The following is a 15,810-nucleotide window of genomic DNA, read 5'->3' on the forward strand; positions in this document are numbered from 1 at the left end:
AGAAATTTGGTCAGTATTATGGAAAACAACATCTCAGCCTTAGGCACTGCACAATCGCTTATCTCCCCAAGAGGAGCGGGCCCAGAATCTACTGCTCAATCAGCGGGTAACGGTTTAGCCGTGAATGCTCCGCTAGGTACTGAGCCGGGTGGTCAGGTGCAACTTAATCAAGACTTAGCGCAAACAAGCCAAGTCCAAAATGTTGATAACGGCCTAGAAACTCGAACGAACCGTGCTAATAATGCTGAACCTGCTATTGACCAAGCAGCGCAGCAGCAACAGATTGAAAATTTCTTAGCTGAACAAACCGGTGAAGATGTTGAGAGTTTCCGAGGCATCGATATTCAGTCTGCGCTAGATCTGCAAGAAGGCCTACGTAATCGCCCAGCTGACAACACAGAACCTGAATTTTCAGCAGCGCCAGCTGCAAATTCGCCTGAACCTCAAGATGCTAATGAGCAGCAAGATCAGGAACTACAACAGCGTCTACAAGCTCGACTAGCCGATCAGATTCCAAATGATCCAGGCACTGAATTCCCGCAGCTGATTGAGACCGTAGCTTAAGTCAAAACGCGATTATCAGATATTAAAAAAGCAGCCTCATTAGGCTGCTTTTTTAATATCTAATATTGTGAGAATGAACTAGCTTTCTGAAACCACACAATCACGACCAGACTCTTTCGCTTCATAAAGGTATTGGTCTGCGCGGTTTAAGACAGAGGCCATTGTCTCTTCATGCCCACGCTCTGCAAGACCCACACTAATGGTCAGGTCTATTTCGTGAGCAAACTCTAGACTATTAATTTCAGCACGTAATCGCTCAGCAAGAAAACGCACAGGCTCCATTTCGCTCGCCAGAGTGAGAATTACGAACTCCTCACCACCATAGCGAACAGCTAGATCTTCAGGCCGAGTGCTCTGCAACAAAACTTGCCCAACAGCATGAAGAACGTCATCTCCAAAGCGATGACCATAGTTATCGTTAAGCTTCTTAAAATGATCGATATCTAAGAACATGACATACAAATGTTGATGCCTATTGCGCTTATCTTGGCTTAAATAGCTACCTTCTGTTTCGTTTAAATAGCGGCGACTATAGAGGCCAGTTAAAGGATCTTTAATTGCAAGATCACGAATAAGCGTAGTACTCCGTTTCGCCCACAATACCGATACAATTGCCATCACTAAGAAAGCAGCAACGATTAGTTCGATTGATTGGATAAATAACCGATTGTTCTTAGCCTCAACCTCATCCAGATAAACGCCTGTACCAATAACCCAATCCCAAGGTTCAAACAGAGCAACATAGGAAACCTTGTGAAAAACTTCCTGCTCCACGCCCGGTTTAGTCCAATAATAATCGACCCAACCACCACCTTTATGGGCTTCGCGAACAAACTCTGAAAACAGATGGAGGCCATTGATATCTTCAACCTGAGCGAGGTTAATACCCATCAGATCTGGCCGCTCAGGGTGCATCACCATATTGGCATTACTATCATTCACCCAGTAATAACCATCGTGGAAACTACGAGATGATTTCAATGCGTAGAGTGCTAGTTTTTGAGCTTCCGGCTCCGTCATTTCGGAGGTCTCACTCAACTTATAAAACCCCTCTATCATAGAGACAGCAGAAGTCGTTAGATCGCGACTCTCCTGTTTTTTCTCTTCATAGAAGGTATTGCTGAAGGCACTATAGAAAAGATAAAAGAGCAACAACATGCTGATTAAGCTAAGCACACTCATCAAGCCAAATTGTTGCCCTATATGGGAACTTCGATAACCTTTCACTGCTTTACATCCGGTACAGTCAAAGTCCATTTACTGTGATCCTTAACATCATCATAAACCAATCAAAGGTTATGTGATTGATCCCTATCAACTGTTTGCAGGTTATACCGACCAGTAAGTTGGTTTGAGCAATTCCCTAAGTTATCGATTTTGTAATGGATATTTTAATTAGATCTCTGAAGCCAATGTTGTACCTTGGTTAATGGCACGTTTTGCATCTAGCTCTGCTGCCACATCTGCACCACCAATCAAGTGAACGGGCTTGTTACCGATCTGATCTGCAAGTTCGCGACATGGCTCCTGCCCTGCACAAATAATAACGTTATCAACCTCTAGCAGCTGCGCTTCACCATCCACCAGCACATGCAAACCGGCATCATCAATTTTTTGGTATTCGCACTTATTCAACATACGCACACCTTTTTTAGCCAGATCCGCTCGGTGAATCCACCCCGTGGTTTTACCAAGGCCGGCACCCACCTTAGATTTTTTACGCTGCAGCAGGTACACCTCTCGGGCTGCAGGTTCAAAACTTGGCTTCATCCCCTTAATGCCGCCACGGGCATTTAGGTCCATATCTACACCCCATTCCTGCATAAAGGCGGTGATATTTTGGCTGGTCGATTCGCCCTGATGAATAAGATACTCAGATATATCAAAGCCAATACCGCCGGCACCAATTACCGCAACCTTTTGACCAACTTCAGCACCTCTCATCACATCGAGATAAGAGAGAACTTTAGCGTGTTCGACACCTTCTAATTCAGGTGTACGCGGCGAGATACCTGTCGCCAATACGACTTCATCGAAATCACCTTCTGACAACATCGCCGAATCAACGCGTGTATTGAGTTTGAGTTCAACGCCAGTAATCTCGACCTGCTTAGCAAAGTATCGCAGAGTTTCGTAGAACTCCTCTTTACCCGGAATACGCTTGGCGATATTAAATTGTCCACCGACTTCAGAACTAGCATCAAATAAGGTTACTTGGTGACCACGCTTAGCTGCTGTCGTAGCAAAGGCTAGGCCTGCTGGGCCTGCACCCACCACAGCAAGCTTTTTAGGCTTTTCTGTTGGAGTAATGACGATTTCCGTTTCATGACAAGCACGAGGGTTAACCAAACAACTAGTCAACTTGCCGACAAAGACATGATCTAAGCACGCTTGGTTACAACCAATACAGGTATTAATCTCATCTGCTCGATCCTGTTCTGCCTTAACAACAAACTCTGGATCAGCTAAAAACGGACGTGCCATAGAGACCATATCGGCATCTCCCCGTGCTAGCACTTCCTCAGCCACATCCGGCATATTTATTCGGTTCGAAGTGATCACAGGCACAGTTAACGCTTCACGAACTTTCGCTGTCACCCAAGTAAATGCAGCACGCGGCACCTTGGTTGCTATGGTTGGGATGCGCGCTTCATGCCAGCCAATACCCGTGTTAATAATAGTGGCACCGGCCTCTTCGATCGCTTTGCCTAAAGCGATGATCTCATCATAGCTACTGCCATCTTCCACTAAGTCCAGCATCGATAAGCGATAGATAATAATAAAATCAGTGCCTACGGCTTCACGAACACGGCGAACAACCTCCAGTGGGAAACGGATACGTTGCTCGTACTCGCCGCCCCATTCATCATCACGCTTATTAGTTCGGCTGACGATAAACTGATTAAGCAGATACCCTTCTGAGCCCATGATTTCTACACCGTCATAACCGGCTTCTTTAGCGAGTGATGCACAACGAACAAAATCCTGAATCTGACTTTCGATATCAGATTCGCTTAGCTCTTTTGGCGGGAAAGGATTGATCGGCGCTTGAATAGCCGAAGGCGCTACCGGTTGCGGGTTATAAGCATAACGGCCTGTATGTAGAATCTGCATACAGATTTTACCGTCTTCTTTATGCACGGCATCAGTTACCAGACGGTGGTTCTCCACATCCTCTGCCGTTGCCAACTGTGCAGCATGACCATGAACAGCCCCCTCTTTGTTCGGACCAATACCACCGGTCACAATCAAAGCGACACCACCGCGCGCACGCTCTGCATAAAAAGCGGCCATGCGTTCAAAACCGTTTGGCGCTTCTTCCAAACCTAAGTGCATAGATCCCATCAGCACGCGGTTTTTTAAAGTGGTAAAGCCTAAATCTAATGGCTGTAATAGATGTGGATAAGGAGTTCTACTCATGGTCTTTTCTCTTGTCGTAAGGGCAAACTAAAGTGCCCATCTATTATTCTTATCTTTATTATTTGCCGCTAAACGGCGCCGTAATTTTTCGTAGCGGCTTATATTCCGGTGTTTTTCCAGACATCTTGGCACTGAAGGTTTGCATCATATCTTCTGGTTGAAACATACCTGCTTGCCAAGTCGCCATATAACTCAGGCTGTCTTGAACGCTATGGTCCCGAGCATAATTGATCATCTGCTTACACCCAGTGACCGCTAAAGGCGATTGCGACGCGATCTGAGCGGCAATATCCATCACATCATCAAGCATAGCCTCTTGAGTCGGGTAAACACGGTTTACAAGCCCTACTTTTAACGCCTCATCAGCGCTCAATTTACGAGCGGTATAAGCCAACTCTCGCGCTAGGCCTGAAGGGATTAATTGAGGCAGACGCTGCAATGTGCCCAGATCTGCAGTCATGCCTAATTCGGTTTCTTTAACAGTAAAATAAGCCTCGGCGGTGCAGTAACGCATATCTGTCGCACAAACCAGATCCAAAGCGCCGCCAATACAACCGCCCTGTACTGCACTAATTACCGGCATACGGATCTCTTCCAGCAAGTTAAAACAGGTTTGTAGTTGCATCACCAAACGGCGAACCGCTTCAGCACGTCGACCCGCTTCACCGTTAAACATCTGCGGATCAGGTTGAGTAAAGATCTCGAGATCCATACCTGCAGAGAAATGTTTTCCTTGAGAGGAAATAACCAACACTCTCGCCTCGGCTTCTGTATCTAGTGCTTTTAATGCTTCTGGAAACTCCTGCCAAAAGGCTTTGTTCATGGCATTACAAGCGTCAGGACGATTTAGCTGGAGGTGCGCAATCTGCTGATCAACCTGTAATGAAAAGGTCTGGTAACTCATACATCGCTCTTATTTTTATGGATGAAAAATGATCTAGAAACCAAACTAGACACCGTCAAGATAAAGACAAGATAGCGCACCAATTTTGACACTGTCAAGATTGATTGTTAAATTCCTCAGCTATGACGAATTCAAAGAAGAACTATCACCACGGTGATTTAAGAGATTCACTGCTAAAGGCAGCGACCGATCTGATCGCTGAAGGCGGTGTGGATAACCTATCTATTCGAAAGCTGGCGGATAAAGTCGGCGTGTCTCGCACAGCCCCTTATCACCACTTTAAAGACAAAAATGAGCTACTTTGTGCCATTGCTGCACAAGGATTCCACCAGCAAGATCAGTTAGTTAAATCGGTTACTGAGTGCAAAAAGGATTTATCAACAGTTGAGCTGTTCGAGCATTACGTTCTCACCTATATCCGCTTTGCTGATGAAGAGCGAGAAACCTACGATCTTATGTACGGTCGTGAAATTTGGAAAACGGGTGAGCCTACACCTGAGTTACAAACCATTTCTAAAAACAGTTTTCATCTTTGGCTGGATTGGGTGAAAGAGCTGCAACAACAAAACCTGTTTGATCCTGAACAACCGAGTTTACGCATTGCTCAATCAAACTGGGCCGCACTCCATGGCCTATGTCGATTGTTTAACGATGGCATCTATATCAATCGTGAAGATATCAACGATATCGCTAAAAACACGGTCCGTATGATGATCAATCAACCCTGAGTAGGCATAGAATTATGACCACCATCCAATTTAGTCATGCCAATGGTTTCCCAGGTAGTAGCTATCAATATCTGTTTAACCAGTTGCCAGAGTACTCTGTGACCTATATCGAAAAAATGGGTCACGGTGACTACCCATTAGATGGTGATCTAACCAACTATGCCAAAGAGCTGATTGCAGATATTGAGCAAAACAAAGCTACACCTGTAATCGGTATGGGGCATTCTGCTGGCGCTGTGGTCACCTTAATTGCCGCAGGACTCAGGCCTGAGCTGTTTAAACAGGTGATATTGTTTGATCCCGTGCTTTTTAACGGCCGCAAACGTTACCTGATAAAGCTGATCAAAAAGATGGGCTTGATAGACAAAGTATCTCCGGCACAGCGAGCTGCTAAACGTCGATCAAAATTTGATAGTCGTGAACAAGCACGTGAATACTTCAGCCAGAAAAAGCTTTTCAAAACATTCCACCCCACCTGCTTTAATGACTACATCACTCATGGTCTAACTGAAACAAACAATGGTGTAGAACTAAGTATCTCTCCGGAGATTGAAGCCGATATATTCCGCAATGTTTTGCTCAATGCACCCAAGTGGCTAAAACAAGTTTCTGGCACCGTTATCTATGGTAAGCATAGTGACCTGTTTGGAGCAGGTGATATTAAATGGTGGCAACGTAACTTCCCCAATATGGAGTTAGTCGGTTTTAACGGCGGTCATCTATTCCCGTTTGAGCATCCCGATGAAACTGTAGAGTTATTAAGGCCCTTATTAGCTAGGTAAACTTAACCAGAAAGAAGCTAAGGTTGCTTGACCAAGTTAAGGTATACTGCAGGTAGATTAAACGCCCAGAAAAGAGCCTATTCATGCCAGAGACAGATGTTTTTTTCTCTACCGCCGATGTCACTGATGTTGCACAGAAGCTGCAACAAGTAACGGCTGAATATGAAGCGCTCTTTGGCAATCTAAGTAAGCAGATTTACTCCTCCATTGATCACTTAGATCATCCCTCTGATGAGATTGCGGTCACCCTGCAGTATGTGAATGATGCCAGCCAAGCATTTCGTCAAAACTTTGGTGACAATTCTAAGATAGCGTGCAGCAAAGGCTGCCATCATTGTTGTCACTTCCCGATTCAAGTACCACAGCAAACCATCAGCGATATTAGTCACCATCTAAAAAGCACGCTAGCACCTGCTGAACTGGCAGAACTAACAGATAAACTCGAGCAAAATATCGCTGCACGACAAGCGCCTTTATTCAGAGCTCCTTGTCCCTTCTTAGACGAGGAAGGTGCTTGTTCTATCTACCATCATCGTCCACTTTCTTGTCGCTGGTTTAGCTCGCCAGATGCTCATATTTGCGAACAGTCAGTGCACGACGGTCGCGATATACAACAACATCCAGTGCAATCGCGCATCTATCAAGCGGCTTCCGATGCAGTCCTAGCTAAACAGAAAAAACTGACAGGTTCTGACCAGCAGTTGCCGTTTATTCCAGCCCTCTTAGAAGCGCTTCAGTCAATAAAATAAACGCTCTCAAAAGCCTCTTTCAACTTACGAAAAAGCCTATAACCGTAGTTTCTCTAGCAAGACTTTAGCCCTGCGACAGTTTGCCTCAGCGACAATTGGTCACATTCTCAAGACACTTAGCCATCGTTACCATGCGCCAAATTTTTAGCGTTTGGACAGGGTTATGAAGTCACAATCACTCTCTATCAAGTTCCCCCTTAATACTCTAGCGGCTGCAGTCATTACTGCTAGCATTCCGCAGACGGTGTTTGCTGCAGATGAAGTCGCTTCAACTATGGTTGTGACTGCAAGCCGTGTAGATGAAGAGAGTAACTCACTACCTGTCAGCGTCAGCGCAGTTGATGACAAACAATTGCAACTGGATCAGGGTGCACATATACAAGACAGTACCCGAATGATGGCAGGTGTGACGATTAACCAGCTATCTGGCAGTTCATCTCATAACACCGGTATCCGCATGCCATTAAATTACGATGGCTATTACCTGTTCCTGCAAGACAGCATCCCTCTGCAATCCAGCGCATTCTTCAACCATAACGGCCTACGTTGGTCGAGCTTCAATACCAGTGCAGATCAGATCGAAGTACTTAAAGGTGCCGGTACCACTCTGTACGGCTCGGGTGCAGTCGCAGCAACGATCAACGTATTAAGTGCAGAACCAACCTTCGCACCTAAAGGCCATGTAAGCGTACTGGCAGGTGAAGATGATTACGCACAGATAAAAGTACAACACAGCGACAAAATAGCTGAAGACCAAGCCTTCCTGATTTCAGCATCAGCTTTCCAAGATAACGGCTGGCGCGACCATACTGCCCGTGACCGCCAAGAAGTTTTGGCAAAGCACATTTGGGAGATCGACGAGGATACGGAGCTAAAAACACAGTTCCAAGTATCAACGATGACCGATGAGATGGCGTCTTCACTAGATACAGTAGAACTTGCCAAAGACCGTACGCAATCAGGTTTAAGCGATGCTGTTAAAGCAATTAATCCTGAACGAGACAGTGATTTTGCTCGCCTAAGCTTCGAGCTAACTCACGCCCTAAATGATCAATTAACGCTGAGTTTTATCCCTTACGCTCGCTATAACTCGAATGATTACATTGCAACGTGGCGTTCATATACGCCGAAGACTGACAGTAACGTAACCAGTTTTGGCCTGTTAGCTAAAGGTAACTGGGCACACGACAATGGCAACGAAACTATCTTTGGTGTGGATCTGGAACATTCCGAGTCGGAAACATTCAGCTACCAGCCAATTGATATTACCGTCTCAGGCGGTTGGGGGCCTCCGGTAAGCTACACTGCTGGCTTTGAATATCGTGATCAGGATATTACTTATAAAAACGTCTCCCCTTACATCCAACATAACTTAATGCTGGGCGATGCACTGACGGTACAAGCGGGTTTACGTTACGACTATAACCAGTACGAATTGGACAACCATCTAGCTGAAACGGATGATGATGGTTTCGGCAACCGTCAACTGGCTGATCGTAAGGATAAATTTACCAGCCTGAACCCTAAACTTGGGTTCCACTACGCGCTGAATGATAACAGTGGTTTCTTTGGCCGTGTTGCCCAAGCTAACCGTCTGCCAACAGCCTCTACAATGTATAACCTCAAGAGTGGTGATAGTGCTTCCCTTGTTGGTGGTGTTAAAGAGGAAACATCAACAACCGTCGAGCTAGGCTACCGCTTACAACGCGAGAATCTATCTCTTTCAGCTTCGATCTATCGTATGACGATCGACGATGCCATCGTATCAGCGGATGACAACAACGGAGATTCCTACCGAACCAATGCCGGCGAAACTCGACATCAAGGCATAGAACTTGAACTTGGATATGTTTTCTCGCCCTCTTGGTCCACCAAGCTTGCACTGAGCCACTCCAAGCATGAGTTTATCGACTATGTAAATGATGGTACTGACTACTCTGGCAACGAGATCATGCGCGCTCCACGTAATAAGGTCGGCGTAACTGTTAACTGGACTCCAGTATATGTTCCGGGCTTAGTAACTCAACTACAAGCCGACCATATTGGCTCCTATTGGAAAGACGATGCTAACTCCCTAAAAGCACCTAGCTACACCCTGTTCAACCTGAAAGGTCAGTACGAACTAACACCAGAGCTGATGCTATTTGGGCGTGTGGATAACCTATTTGATCGCCAATACAACTACCAAACTGAATTTAGCTGGGGCAGCGAGAGCTTCTACCCTGGTGCAGGCCGTACCCTGAAAGCCGGCCTGAAATATAACTGGTAGAGCTCACTGATATGAAAGCAAAACTTTACCTTTGGCACCGGCGGCTTGCGCTGCTGGTGCTCGTGCCCCTGCTACTATTTGGGTTAAGCGGCCTGCTTCATCCGGTAATGCGTTTAACAGCTCCGGAGACGGCGCAACATTTTTATCCACAACCGCAATGGCCAGACAATCTACCCAGCATTGAAACTTTAATCGATGAGTCTCAACTGACGACAGTAGCAGGGCTCCGCCCCGTTCAGATTGATCAAAACTGGTATATCCAGAGTTGGGAAAATCGTTCTGAGCCATCACAGTTTTTAACCCTAAATGCGAAACCAGCTCAGGAGATAGAATTAGCCTACGCAGAACAGTTAGCGCGCCATTACAGTGGAGAAAATACTGCTGGAATAAAACAGATCAGACTGATTTCGGAATTTAGTCACCAATACCCAGCAATCAACAGATTGTTACCTGTATGGGAAGTGATGTTCGAGCGGGATGATAACTTAAGTGTATTTGTGGATATCCGTCAGGACCGCCTTGCGACAATTACGGATGATTCTCGTCGTTTGTTTATGACCATGTTCCACTTTTTACATGTATGGGCCTTTATCGATCAGGAAAACCCACTTAGAACCGCTCTGTTTATCAGCATGATGTTGATCTCAACCTTTATCGGTATCAGTGGTCTCTACCTGTTTGCAGTCTTACCACTAAAACAGCGTAAAAATGCTCAACTAAAGAAGATCCATGCTTGGATAGGTGTGGGGATTTCCGCTGCTCTCTTAATGTTTGTATTCAGTGGCATGGTTAGAACTATAGAGAAACTAGAGCCCGAGATACGAGGGGTTCCTCTCGATCAATCACTCGTGCTTTCAGACATTAGTTTTGGCTTAGCTCAAATACAGGCTCAATACCCTAACAGCAGTAATACACAACTTCATGAACTGGAAGGGCGTGCTGTATGGCAACTTCAGCAACCGAGACAGCCCAGTCTATGGTTAGATGCACAATCAGGTGAACAGCTACCCGAAGGACCGTTCGACTTCGCAAAACAACTCGTATCTAACACCCAAGGGCAGCAGCCAGAAGTGATAGATCAGCGCCTTATTAATAGCTTTAAAGAAGACCATAACTATGGGTTTATTGATAAACGTCTGCCGGTTGTCGCTATAGATTATGCCGATAAGACTTATTACGTGGATACTCGAGATGCAGTGCTTTCGGTCAAAGTAGATAACGCAGATAAAGTATACAGCTGGATCTTCAGTTACTTACACAAATGGCACTTTGCAGATGGTCTGGGACGAGATGTCAGAGATGGAATTATAAGCCTGTTTATTTTGGCTATCTCTGGCACGTCACTATTGGGCTTTTACACATGGTTAAAAGCTCGCCGTAAACGTAAACAAGCTTATAAGCAGCGCAGTCGTTGCGCGGAAGTGGCTTAACTAAGTTCCATCAGAAAATAAAAACGGGCCTTTAAGGCCCATTTTTTATTACGCTGAAACTTTATCTTTTTGAAACTGAACCTGTATGACCAAAGCCAAAGTCAGGGTAAGGATCAGCGATAAAACGATGGTAGCCGCCGCAGGAAGGTCAAACGACCAAGCCAACAACAAACCCACCACAAAGCCAACTACACCAACAAGGTAAGCCCAGGCGACAGATTTACCTCTTACTTGTGCTGCAAGCGCCGGAGCAATTAAGCAAGCAAATACCAGATAGATGCCCGCTTTCATAACCGACAATGTGATCGTTACAGCAAAAGCGATGTAGAAGAATCGCTCTAAACTCTGAGGCCTGAATAACGCCAGCAGTTGAATAACGATAGCCATCACAGCGAGAGGCACCAGATCAGCCCAAGTTAGCCAGAGAACATCACCGCTTAACGTACGCGTTAATGCCTGACCTCCTTGGGGCTGGCCTGCTACCACCAACACCAACAATGATGCGGAAGCCACATAGATCAAACCGATAAAAGCCTCACGCCAGTCTGGCAGATTTCGGTTGATCCAAGCCACCAATGCAACACCCAGAAGGGAAAAAAGTACTGCCATCAATGTTGATATTAGAGCTCCATGATCATGATCGGCATCATGAAAATGCCACTGTGTGGCTAAGATAGTGCCAAGGGCGGCTAACTGCGCAATGGCAAGGTCTATAAAGACAATCCCTCGTTTTAAGACCTGTCGCCCCAAAGGGACATGGCTTGCCAAAATCAGCAAGCCAGCCACCAACGCAGGCAAACCTATACTCAGTGCCTGCATTACTTCTGCACCGTTAATTGCTGCAGCAGATGATCAAACAGTTTAGTTAGATCAGACACTTCGCCTTTAAGGTCCACTGTCGCTGGCAAATTCGCATGCGCCATACCCGTTTGCTCAGATAACCAACGCGCACCTTTATCGTTCTGGTACCAGTTGCTGATCACAAACTTCGGACGCTGCTGTTCAACAGTCGCTACCAACGATTGCAGATGTGACATCGTTGGCGGCACACCCGGATTAGGTTCTAGGTCTGCAACAACCTTAATATCAGCCCAATTTAGCAAGTAGCTAAAGCTCGTATGCTGAACAACGACAGGCATACCTTTTAGTGGCTCAGCCATTGCTTTCCAACGAACCAGATTTGCTTGCCAACGCACTTGCCAATCTTCCAACGCCTGTTGGTACGCTGCTTTGTTATCAGGGTCAATATGCTGTAAGCGATTGCTGATAACTGGTGCTAACTGTTGAACACGCTCAGGGTCCAAATGAAAGTGAGGGTTACCTTCAGGATGAACATGCTCGGTACTGAAAAACTCTTTTTCATGTTTTTCAATCGTCTCTACATGCTCAGACAGGTAGAGCATGCCTACGGCACCTTCCGCCACTTTGCGATTAGACGCACGCTTTTGTAGTGCAGGCATCCAGCCCTCTTCCAAGCTCGCACCACTACAGATAGCGATATCAGCTCTAGCCAACTTAGCAATCAGGCTAGGTCTCGCCTCGATATAATGCGGGTCCTGATAAACATGAGTCGCGCTAAAGACTTTAGCCTCCGGCGCGAGTTGACGGCTTAACGCCGCCCACTCAGGCTCGCAGGCAAAAATCGTAAGCGCTTGCGCAGGTGTAACAACAGCTAACAGCGCAACCGCTGCAATTAGCTTAGAAGCTGTGTGCAGCATGCGCGCCAAATCCTACTTGGTATTGGAGAGTGATCGCGTTGTCCTCACCTTCCATGTTGTCAGCATCTTGGTGACGGTATTCAAGGCGTACTTTCTGAGTATGTGTTGGCGACCAGCTAACCATCACTGCAGTTTCTTTCAACTCAGAATCTTCCCACTCGTGTTCGCCATCGTGTTCATGCTCATGTGCAAGATCCACTTGGCCGTGACGGATACCAGCCGCCCAGTTCTCATCAAACTGATAAACACCGGATAGGTACCAACCACTGAAGTCGTTTACTTCTGCACCATATAGATCATCTACATACGCGTATTCAGCTGCAATTTTTAGCTGCTCTTGGCGGTTGTTACCGTTAGGCGACCATTTCCAAACTAGGTCAGCAATATAAAGGTGCTCACCTTGGTACTCAGCACCATGAGAGTGAGCATGACCTTCTTCATGGTCGTGATCTTCTTCCTCTTCGTGGTGCCCAGCTTCCTGAGTACGGTTACGCATGTAACTCACACCTGCTTGCCAGCTTGAGTTGTTACCGAAGTCATCACCAAACTCAGTAGACAGCGTCCATGTACCGATAGTGTTAACTGATTTTTCTTCACCCAGTTCATCACCGCCAAATGCAGCTGCGCTTACACGCCAGTAACGATCTGTTGGTACAATCCAGCTCGCTGATACGCCGTCATCATAGTAGTGACCGCCAAGGAACGCTTTGTACATTAGAGGACGCTCGCTGAAGCTATCAGAGTGGCTATGATTAGCATTTAGATAACCAATATCTGCCAAGAAACGACCCGCTGTCAGGCTAACACCTGGTAGCGAAGTGCTTTGGATGTATAACTCTTCAAGCTCAAGATCAGACTCTTCTTCATTCCACTCAGCAATCCAAGTCATTTGCGCTTTAGCAACATCACCAATATCTTGGCTCAAACTAAGCTCACTGTGACTTAAACCAAAACCTTCAGTACGACCATTCAACGCCGTATCATCGGATTTGTGATACACATCTAGAATGACACCAACTTCCAGCGCATGACCTACAGAAGCCTGCATAGATAGCGCCGCCACAGCAAAAGCGAGTGCTTGTTTTTTCATTTTATACCTCAAAAAATTATGATATATCATAACAAACAGACCTAACTGCTCGTTATGTTTCAAATTAAATTAGAAGATTTATCGACCAGCTCAGAACCCAACTTCAGGCTGTGAACTATGCAAAATCCAAAGTAGCGACTAATCGACTTTGCCCAGAAGGAACCATTGGGGAGCGATGTACAACACCCTTTCCATCCAAGCCATACCACCCATCACCCTTGAGCAGTAACACATCACCTGCTTGCGCTTGATGTATCAGTTCTTCACTACCGTATAGGCCTGACTTGTCGTCAGACAAACCACCATTACCCGCACCTAATTTCGACCGATCTAACAAAGGATCTTCCAACCACTCAGTCCCTTGACCAGCGTAAGCACTTACCAAACGACAACCTAACTTATCGGTATGGAAGCGAGGGCACATCGCACGGTCCAAAACCTGTAAGCGCAGACCCACTTCATCCAACTCAAACAAACAAGCATACATGTCGATGATCAAAGCTAGATCTTCGACAAATTCAGACTTACCTGAGTGCTCTGGTAATAGATTATTTAAAACTGCTGAAGGATCATCGGCTTGAATAACAGCTCTGATATTTAGATGCTCGGTTTGCAACAACGCTTCGCAATAGCCCGCCACATCGAGCGCCAAGTCCCGTTGAAAATTACAGAGGTGTACATCTTGATCATAAATCTGAGTTAGAACCTCGGGAGTAACCCCTTGGACAAATCTCATCTCAGATTCAATTTCTAGAGCTTCCTGCGCCACAGCCCATACCTTCAATCAACAGCAAAGTGCGAAATGTTACCATATAACATAACTCAGAAAAAATATTTCAAGATGACGCCCCGTTTTTCTTCCACTAGACTTTGTCCTATATCCACATAAATCCTCTGTACATTATAAGGATCAGACACCTATGGAATTTAAGGATTACCTTACGATTTTGGCGAAACGTGACGGCTCCGACCTTTACCTAACTACCGGCGCTCCACCTTGTGCAAAGTTTGAAGGTAAATTAACGCCATTAAGTAAAGAGCCTTATAAACCTGGTGAGATCGAAGCAATCGCAAACTCCTTAATGGATGAGCAGCAACGCGCCACCTTCGAAGAAGAGTTAGAGATGAACCTCGCTTACTCTATTCCCAAAGTAGCGCGTTACCGTATCAACATCTTTAAGCAACGAAACCAATACTCTCTGGTCGCGCGTAATATCAAAGCCGATATTCCTAAGATGGAAGACTTAGGCCTACCGCCCGTCCTTAAAGATGTGATTATGGAAAAACGCGGCTTAGTACTGTTTGTTGGCGCGACAGGTTCGGGTAAATCAACATCTCTTGCTGCACTGATTGATCACCGTAACCGTAATAGCGGTGGGCATATCATCACCATCGAAGACCCGATCGAGTTTGTTCACAACCACCGAAAGTCGCTGATCAATCAGCGTGAAGTCGGGGTTGATACCCGTAACTTCCATAGCGCTCTGAAAAACGCTCTGCGCCAAGCACCCGATGTAATTTTGATCGGCGAGATCCGAGATCAGGAAACCATGGAACAGTGCCTGACCTATGCTGAAACGGGTCACTTAGCGATCTCCACGCTACACGCGAACAACGCTAACCAAGCGATTGATCGTATTATTAACTTCTTCCCACAAGCACGACATAAACAGATCTTCCACGACCTTGCGCTTAACCTCAAAGCCGTGGTTTCTCAGCGTCTGATTCCAACCATTGAAGGTAAACGCTGTGCAGCCATTGAGATACTTCTAGGTACTTCCAGTATCCAAGAACTGATCATGAAAGGCGATGTAAAAGGGATCAAAGAGGTAATGTCTAAGGGTTCTGATACCACTGGCATGCAAACCTTTGATGACTCCCTGTTCAAACTCTTTGACGAAGGTAAGATCACGCAAGACCAAGCTATTGTTAATGCCGACTCAGCAAACGATATGCGCCTTCGCATGAACCTTTCGGTGGTGGATGAAAAAACTGAAAAAACCGATGCAGCACCTGAACCCGAAAAACAATCCTTCGATGAAGATAATCCGCTAGCTGGGATTAAGCTATTGGATGAAGATGAAGAGGTTTGATTAAAAACCGGACTAGAGCGGGATAAGGCAGAGAAAACCGGCTAAAACCAGATTCAAGCCCCG

At 45.9% G+C, this 15,810-nt stretch carries 14 protein-coding genes; 7 read left to right on the plus strand and 7 right to left on the minus strand.

Annotated features, from left to right (window positions below; all coding sequences use genetic code 11):
• The first annotated feature begins 18 nt into the window (after positions 1-18).
• On the plus strand, positions 19-564 hold the full coding sequence (locus ACMXYP_RS14625; RefSeq protein WP_415882367.1) for a hypothetical protein: 546 nt from the start codon (positions 19-21) through the stop codon (positions 562-564).
• 78 nt (positions 565-642) lie between these two features.
• Here the strand turns inward: ACMXYP_RS14625 and ACMXYP_RS14630 are convergent, their stop codons facing one another.
• The 3 genes from ACMXYP_RS14630 to ACMXYP_RS14640 all read right to left on the minus strand — a co-directional run bounded on the left by ACMXYP_RS14630 (position 643) and on the right by ACMXYP_RS14640 (position 4,888).
• A complete protein-coding gene (locus tag ACMXYP_RS14630; RefSeq protein ID WP_415882368.1) occupies positions 643-1,821 on the minus strand; it encodes a diguanylate cyclase in 1,179 nt (392 codons plus the stop codon).
• Positions 1,822-1,959: 138 nt separating this feature from the next.
• On the minus strand, positions 1,960-3,984 hold the full coding sequence (locus ACMXYP_RS14635; protein WP_415882369.1) for an FAD-dependent oxidoreductase: 2,025 nt from the start codon (positions 3,982-3,984) through the stop codon (positions 1,960-1,962).
• Positions 3,985-4,042: 58 nt separating this feature from the next.
• Positions 4,043-4,888, minus strand: a complete 846-nt coding sequence (locus tag ACMXYP_RS14640; protein WP_415882370.1) for a crotonase/enoyl-CoA hydratase family protein — start codon at positions 4,886-4,888, stop codon at positions 4,043-4,045.
• 122 nt (positions 4,889-5,010) lie between these two features.
• On the opposite strand from ACMXYP_RS14640, the gene ACMXYP_RS14645 reads away from it, so the two are divergent.
• From ACMXYP_RS14645 to ACMXYP_RS14665, 5 genes are all read left to right on the plus strand, one after another.
• A complete protein-coding gene (locus tag ACMXYP_RS14645; protein ID WP_415882371.1) occupies positions 5,011-5,616 on the plus strand; it encodes a TetR/AcrR family transcriptional regulator in 606 nt (201 codons plus the stop codon).
• A 14-nt stretch (positions 5,617-5,630) separates the two neighbouring features.
• The gene (locus ACMXYP_RS14650) at positions 5,631-6,398 is read left to right on the plus strand and encodes an alpha/beta fold hydrolase (protein ID WP_415882372.1); all 768 of its coding nucleotides are present in this window, start codon (positions 5,631-5,633) and stop codon (positions 6,396-6,398) included.
• 83 nt (positions 6,399-6,481) lie between these two features.
• Positions 6,482-7,147 carry a YkgJ family cysteine cluster protein gene (locus tag ACMXYP_RS14655; protein WP_415882373.1) on the plus strand — a complete coding sequence of 222 codons (666 nt, stop codon included), beginning with the start codon at positions 6,482-6,484 and terminating at the stop codon, positions 7,145-7,147.
• Positions 7,148-7,310: 163 nt separating this feature from the next.
• A complete protein-coding gene (locus ACMXYP_RS14660) occupies positions 7,311-9,416 on the plus strand; it encodes a TonB-dependent receptor (protein WP_415882374.1) in 2,106 nt (701 codons plus the stop codon).
• Positions 9,417-9,427: 11 nt separating this feature from the next.
• Positions 9,428-10,846, plus strand: a complete 1,419-nt coding sequence (locus tag ACMXYP_RS14665) for a PepSY domain-containing protein (RefSeq protein ID WP_415882376.1) — start codon at positions 9,428-9,430, stop codon at positions 10,844-10,846.
• A gap of 48 nt (positions 10,847-10,894) precedes the next feature.
• Here the strand turns inward: ACMXYP_RS14665 and ACMXYP_RS14670 are convergent, their stop codons facing one another.
• The 4 genes from ACMXYP_RS14670 to ACMXYP_RS14685 form a co-directional block, all read right to left on the minus strand.
• Positions 10,895-11,665 carry a metal ABC transporter permease gene (locus ACMXYP_RS14670; RefSeq protein ID WP_415882377.1) on the minus strand — a complete coding sequence of 257 codons (771 nt, stop codon included), beginning with the start codon at positions 11,663-11,665 and terminating at the stop codon, positions 10,895-10,897.
• A complete protein-coding gene (locus ACMXYP_RS14675) occupies positions 11,665-12,564 on the minus strand; it encodes a metal ABC transporter substrate-binding protein (RefSeq protein ID WP_415882378.1) in 900 nt (299 codons plus the stop codon). The genes ACMXYP_RS14670 and ACMXYP_RS14675 overlap by 1 nt, the downstream gene beginning before the upstream one ends.
• Complete coding sequence (locus ACMXYP_RS14680; RefSeq protein ID WP_415882379.1) at positions 12,545-13,654, minus strand: hypothetical protein; 1,110 nt, start codon at positions 13,652-13,654, stop codon at positions 12,545-12,547. The genes ACMXYP_RS14675 and ACMXYP_RS14680 overlap by 20 nt, the downstream gene beginning before the upstream one ends.
• A gap of 115 nt (positions 13,655-13,769) precedes the next feature.
• On the minus strand, positions 13,770-14,423 hold the full coding sequence (locus ACMXYP_RS14685) for a DUF1826 domain-containing protein (RefSeq protein WP_415882380.1): 654 nt from the start codon (positions 14,421-14,423) through the stop codon (positions 13,770-13,772).
• A gap of 151 nt (positions 14,424-14,574) precedes the next feature.
• Here ACMXYP_RS14685 and ACMXYP_RS14690 point away from each other — a divergent pair, with 151 nt between their 5' ends.
• A complete protein-coding gene (locus tag ACMXYP_RS14690) occupies positions 14,575-15,747 on the plus strand; it encodes a PilT/PilU family type 4a pilus ATPase (RefSeq protein WP_415882381.1) in 1,173 nt (390 codons plus the stop codon).
• Positions 15,748-15,810 lie beyond the last annotated feature (63 nt).

Source organism: Neptuniibacter sp. QD34_54, from assembly GCF_047778055.1.
GTDB lineage: Bacteria > Pseudomonadota > Gammaproteobacteria > Pseudomonadales > Balneatricaceae > Neptuniibacter.

What these genes read in the sequence shown, in the direction of transcription:
- ACMXYP_RS14625 (WP_415882367.1), top strand. Translation starts at nt 19, where the DNA reads ATGGAAAACAACATCTCAGCCTTAGGCACTGCACAATCGCTTATCTCC.
- ACMXYP_RS14630 (WP_415882368.1), bottom strand. Translation starts at nt 1,821, where the DNA reads ATGGACTTTGACTGTACCGGATGTAAAGCAGTGAAAGGTTATCGAAGT.
- ACMXYP_RS14635 (WP_415882369.1), bottom strand. Translation starts at nt 3,984, where the DNA reads ATGAGTAGAACTCCTTATCCACATCTATTACAGCCATTAGATTTAGGC.
- ACMXYP_RS14640 (WP_415882370.1), bottom strand. Translation starts at nt 4,888, where the DNA reads ATGAGTTACCAGACCTTTTCATTACAGGTTGATCAGCAGATTGCGCAC.
- ACMXYP_RS14645 (WP_415882371.1), top strand. Translation starts at nt 5,011, where the DNA reads ATGACGAATTCAAAGAAGAACTATCACCACGGTGATTTAAGAGATTCA.
- ACMXYP_RS14650 (WP_415882372.1), top strand. Translation starts at nt 5,631, where the DNA reads ATGACCACCATCCAATTTAGTCATGCCAATGGTTTCCCAGGTAGTAGC.
- ACMXYP_RS14655 (WP_415882373.1), top strand. Translation starts at nt 6,482, where the DNA reads ATGCCAGAGACAGATGTTTTTTTCTCTACCGCCGATGTCACTGATGTT.
- ACMXYP_RS14660 (WP_415882374.1), top strand. Translation starts at nt 7,311, where the DNA reads ATGAAGTCACAATCACTCTCTATCAAGTTCCCCCTTAATACTCTAGCG.
- ACMXYP_RS14665 (WP_415882376.1), top strand. Translation starts at nt 9,428, where the DNA reads ATGAAAGCAAAACTTTACCTTTGGCACCGGCGGCTTGCGCTGCTGGTG.
- ACMXYP_RS14670 (WP_415882377.1), bottom strand. Translation starts at nt 11,665, where the DNA reads ATGCAGGCACTGAGTATAGGTTTGCCTGCGTTGGTGGCTGGCTTGCTG.
- ACMXYP_RS14675 (WP_415882378.1), bottom strand. Translation starts at nt 12,564, where the DNA reads ATGCTGCACACAGCTTCTAAGCTAATTGCAGCGGTTGCGCTGTTAGCT.
- ACMXYP_RS14680 (WP_415882379.1), bottom strand. Translation starts at nt 13,654, where the DNA reads ATGAAAAAACAAGCACTCGCTTTTGCTGTGGCGGCGCTATCTATGCAG.
- ACMXYP_RS14690 (WP_415882381.1), top strand. Translation starts at nt 14,575, where the DNA reads ATGGAATTTAAGGATTACCTTACGATTTTGGCGAAACGTGACGGCTCC.